The following is a 4,264-nucleotide window of genomic DNA, read 5'->3' as shown; positions in this document are numbered from 1 at the left end:
CCAAGCTGCGCCACGTCCCGGTGCGTTTCGCGCGGTGTCCCGCGTGATCACGCAGGTAGAACTCTACCGCACGTCGCGGGGTGGTCCGAAGCGGCGGCCCCGGTGGACGGCCGGGGCGGCGCCCCGGCCTGCCCCGCGGTGCGGGCCGCGCGAGAATCGACGTATGAGTGGCGTACTTGGAACGGACGGCGCGGACGGCGCGGACAGCGGGCGGGATCGCGACGCGGAGGGCCGGGCCCGCAACGCCCGGCCGCGCGACGGGCTCGGGCGGCCGTTGCCGTACGGCGCCGAAGGCGTGGAGCGGCAGCCGGAGGGCGTGGTGCGCACGCCCCGGGAAACCCTCGCCGAGGCGCAGGCGCTCCTTGACGCCGGCCGGCCCTTCCACGCGCACGAGGTCTTCGAGGACGCCTGGAAGTCCGGGCCCGATGAGGAGCGCGGCCTGTGGAAGGGCCTCGCGCAGCTCGCCGTCGGCCTGACGCATGCGGCGCGCGGCAACGCCACGGGCGGGGCGCGGCTGCTGCTCAGGGGCGCGGGCGCCGTCTCGGCGTGGACCGGGGAGGCCGCGGGGCGGCAGCGGCCGTACGGCATCGACGTACCGGAACTGGAGGAGTGGGCGCGGGCGTTGGCGGGGCGCGTGGAGCGGGGCGGAGAGCCGCTGGACGCGGCGGGGTGCGCGCCACGGCTCGTCCCCGGCGACGAGGGCTGAGCACGGGGGCGACCGGGCCGGGTGCGGGCGGCCGTCGCGGAGGTGCCCACCCGCGGCGCGGCCCGCGCACCCCGTGCGGCACACTCGCCCCGTGCGAAAGATTCATGTCATCGGCATCGGTGCGGGCGACCCCGACCAGCTCACCCTCCAGGCGGTCAAGGCGTTCGGGGACACGGACGTGTTCTTCATCCTCGGCAAGGGCGAGGAGAAGGCGGACCTCGTGGCGCTGCGCCGGGGCATGCTCGACGCGCACCGGCCGGACGGGGCGTACCGCGTCGTCGAGGCGCGCGACCCGGAGCGCGACCGGAAGGCGGGCGGCGCGGACTATTCGCCCGCCGTGGACGACTGGCGCGGCCGCCGCGCCGACATCTACGAGCGGCTCATCGCCGACGAGCTGGGCCCGGACCAGACCGGGGCGTTCCTGGTGTGGGGCGACCCGGCGCTGTACGACAGCACGATCGGGATCCTGGAGGAGGTGCTCGCCCGCGGGTCCGTGGACTTCGGCTATGCCGTCGTACCGGGCATCAGCAGCGTCTCCGCGCTCGCCGCGCGCCACCGCACGGGCCTGAACCGCGTCGCGCGCCCCGTCCAGATCACCACCGGCCGCCGCCTGTCCGAGGAGGGCTTCCCGGACGGGGTGGACGACGTGGTGGTGATACTGGACGCCCGGCTGGCCTTCAGGCGGTACGCCGACCGGGACGACGTCGAGATCTACTGGGGCGCGTACATCGGCACCCCGGACGAGATCCTGGTCTCCGGTCCGCTCGCCGAGGCCGCCCCGCGCATCGAGCGGCTGCGCGCCGAGGCCCGCGCGCGCAAGGGCTGGATCATGGACACGTATCTGCTGCGCAGGCGCACGGACGGCTGACCCGCCCCCCGGGCCCCGCACAGGGGCCGCCCGGCCCGCACCCGCGCGCCGGTACCCCGTCACCGGACCGGACGGCCCCGCATGCACGCGCCCGGTGCCGGTGTGAGGGTGAGCCTGTGACCGTTACCGAGCAGCCCGCGGCCGTGCAGGAGCAGGGCCCACCGGTCCTGGACAAGCGCCGGCGCAACATCGTCTTCGTGACGATCATGCTGGGCGTCCTCCTTGCCGCGCTGGACCAGACGATCGTGGGCACCGCGCTGCCGACGATCGTGTCGGACCTGGGCGGCGCCGAGCACATGTCGTGGGTCGTGACGGCGTACCTGCTCGCGGAGACGGTCGCGACGGTGCTCGTCGGCAAGTTCGGCGACCTGTTCGGGCGCAAGATCGTGTTCCAGGTGTCGGCGGTCGTCTTCATCACCGGCTCGTTCCTGTGCGGGCTCTCGACGAACATGACGCTGCTCATCGCCTGGCGGGCGCTCCAGGGCATCGGCGCGGGCGGCCTGATGGTCACGGCGATGGCGCTGATCGCCGACGTCATCCCGCTGCGGGAGCGCGGCAAGTACCAGGGCGCCATCGGCGCGGTCTTCGGCGTCTCGACGGTCATCGGGCCGCTGCTCGGCGGCCTGTTCACGGACCACCTGACCTGGCGCTGGGCGTTCTACGTCAACGTCCCCATCGCGATCCTCGTGGTCGTCGCCGCCGCCCGCACGATCCCGGTGGTGAGGTCGGCCTCGCGGCCGGTCATCGACTACGCGGGCATCGCGCTGGTGGCGGTGGGCGCGAGCGCCCTGATCCTGGCGACGAGCTGGGGCGGCAACCAGTACGCGTGGGGCTCGGGTATTATCATCGGCCTCTTCGTGGGCGGGCTGCTCGCGCTGGCCGCGTTCTGCTGGGTGGAGACCCGGGCGGCGGAGCCGATGCTGCCGATGCGGCTCTTCGCGAACCCCGTGTTCACGGTCTGCTCCATCCTCAGCTTCATCGTGGGCTTCGCGATGCTCGGCGCGATGACGTTCCTGCCGACCTATTTGCAGTACGTCGACGGCGACTCGGCCACGATCTCCGGCGTGCGGACGCTGCCGATGGTCTTCGGGCTGCTCGTCGCGTCCGTGTTCAGCGGGAACGTCGTCAGCAAGGGCGGCGGGTACCGGATCTTCCCGATCGCGGGCTCGCTGGTGATGGCCCTCGGCCTCTACCTCCTCTCCCTCATGGGCCGCGCCACGAACACGTGGCTGGAGTCCCTGTACATGGGGGTGCTCGGCGTCGGCATCGGCCTGTCCATGCAGGTCCTGGTGATCGCCGTGCAGAACACCGTCGCGTACGCGGATCTGGGCACCGCGACGTCCGGCGTCACCTTCTTCCGTACGCTGGGCGCTTCGTTCGGCACGGCGGTGTTCGGCACGATCTACGCCAACACGCTGGCATCGAACCTGCGGGACGGCGTGGCGGAGGCCGCGCGGACCGGCGCGGCGCCGCAGGACACGATCGCGAAGGCGGCCCAGAGCCCCCAGGGCCTGCACGACCTGCCGGACGAAGCGGCCGCCCCTCTCATCACGGCGTACGCCGACACCCTCCAGACCGTCTTCCTGTGGACCGTGCCGGTCGCGCTCGCCGGGTTCGTGGTGGCGCTGTTCCTCAAGCAGGTCGAGCTGCGCGACAGCGCGCGGATGAGCTCGTCCGACATGGGCGAGGGCTTCGCGTCGCCGCAGGCGGGCGACGCGAACCGGCTGCTCGAACTCGCCGTCGGCAACATCCTGCGCGCCAACGGCCCGCAGACCGCGCGCGCCATCATCCAAAGGTCCGACACCCGCCTGGACATGGCGGGCGCCTGGGCCGTGATGCAGGTCGCCCTGTTCACGCGGATGGTCGGCCACGCCAACCTCAACCTCATCGCGACCCGCCGCCAGTTGCCGCCCGAGGTCCTCGTGCCGGTGTTCGACCGCATGGTCGAGGAGGGCTATCTGACCCGCACCGGCACGATGTTCGAGCACACACCGGCGGGCGCGCGCGAGGCCGACGTGATCGGCACGGCGTGGGCCGCCTGGCTCCGCGAGCAGCTGGAGAAGGACGGCGGGCGGGCCCTGGCGGACACGGCCGGGGGCGACGGGCGCCTGATGGCGGCGGTCGACACGATCGCCAAGCGGCTGCTCGCGGAGGAGCTGGCACAGGGGCTCGCGCTGGACCGGGGGCAGCGGCCGCGGCCGGTGGCACCGGCGTCGGCGTAGGCCGCGCGTCTCTGCCGCCCCCTTACCCGTCCGGCAGTCCCAGCCGGGCGAGCACCGCCGCCACATCCGCCACCACCGTCACTCCCGGCGGCGGCTCCGGGCGGCGGACGATCACCACGGGCAGCGAGAGGGCGCGGGCGGCCGTGAGCTTGGCCGCGGTCGCCGCGCCGCCGCTGTCCTTGGTGACCAGCACGTCGATGCGGTGCGCCCGCAGCAGCGCCGTCTCGCCGTCGACGGTGTACGGGCCGCGGTCCAGGAGGGTCTCCACGTCACGGGGCAGCGGTGGCTCGGGCGGCTCGACGGAACGTACGAGGAAGTGGAGCGCGTCGTACGGCGCGAAGGCGGCGAGACCCAGGCGGCCCGTGGTGAGGAAGACGCGGCGGCCGAGCGCCGGGAGCGCGGCGGCGGCCTCGTCGAGCGAGGCGGTCTCGTGCCAGTCGTCGCCGGGGCCCGGGCGCCAGCCGGGCC

The 4,264-nt window shown here is 73.9% G+C and carries 4 protein-coding genes; 3 read left to right on the top strand and 1 reads right to left on the bottom strand.

Annotated elements, in window-relative coordinates; translation table 11 throughout:
* Positions 1 to 163 precede the first annotated feature (163 nt).
* The 3 genes from STRAU_RS20100 (at position 164) to STRAU_RS20090 (ending at position 3,796) form a co-directional block, all read left to right on the top strand.
* Positions 164 to 706 carry a DUF309 domain-containing protein gene (locus STRAU_RS20100; RefSeq protein ID WP_037660657.1) on the top strand — a complete coding sequence of 181 codons (543 nt, stop codon included), beginning with the start codon at positions 164 to 166 and terminating at the stop codon, positions 704 to 706.
* Between the two features lie 91 nt (positions 707 to 797).
* Positions 798 to 1,574, top strand: coding sequence for a precorrin-6A synthase (deacetylating) (gene cobF / locus STRAU_RS20095; RefSeq protein WP_016642207.1), 777 nt, complete (start codon positions 798 to 800; stop codon positions 1,572 to 1,574).
* A gap of 116 nt (positions 1,575 to 1,690) precedes the next feature.
* Entirely contained in the window at positions 1,691 to 3,796 is a 2,106-nt protein-coding gene (locus STRAU_RS20090) for an MDR family MFS transporter (RefSeq protein WP_016642206.1), read from the top strand.
* Between the two features lie 22 nt (positions 3,797 to 3,818).
* Here STRAU_RS20090 and STRAU_RS20085 read toward each other — a convergent pair.
* On the bottom strand, positions 3,819 to 4,264 hold a 446-nt coding region (locus tag STRAU_RS20085; protein WP_037660655.1), incomplete at its 5' end, for a precorrin-6A/cobalt-precorrin-6A reductase.

The organism is Streptomyces aurantiacus JA 4570, assembly GCF_000414115.1.
GTDB lineage: Bacteria > Actinomycetota > Actinomycetes > Streptomycetales > Streptomycetaceae > Streptomyces > Streptomyces aurantiacus_A.
This window is presented reverse-complemented; position numbering and strand designations above follow the sequence as displayed.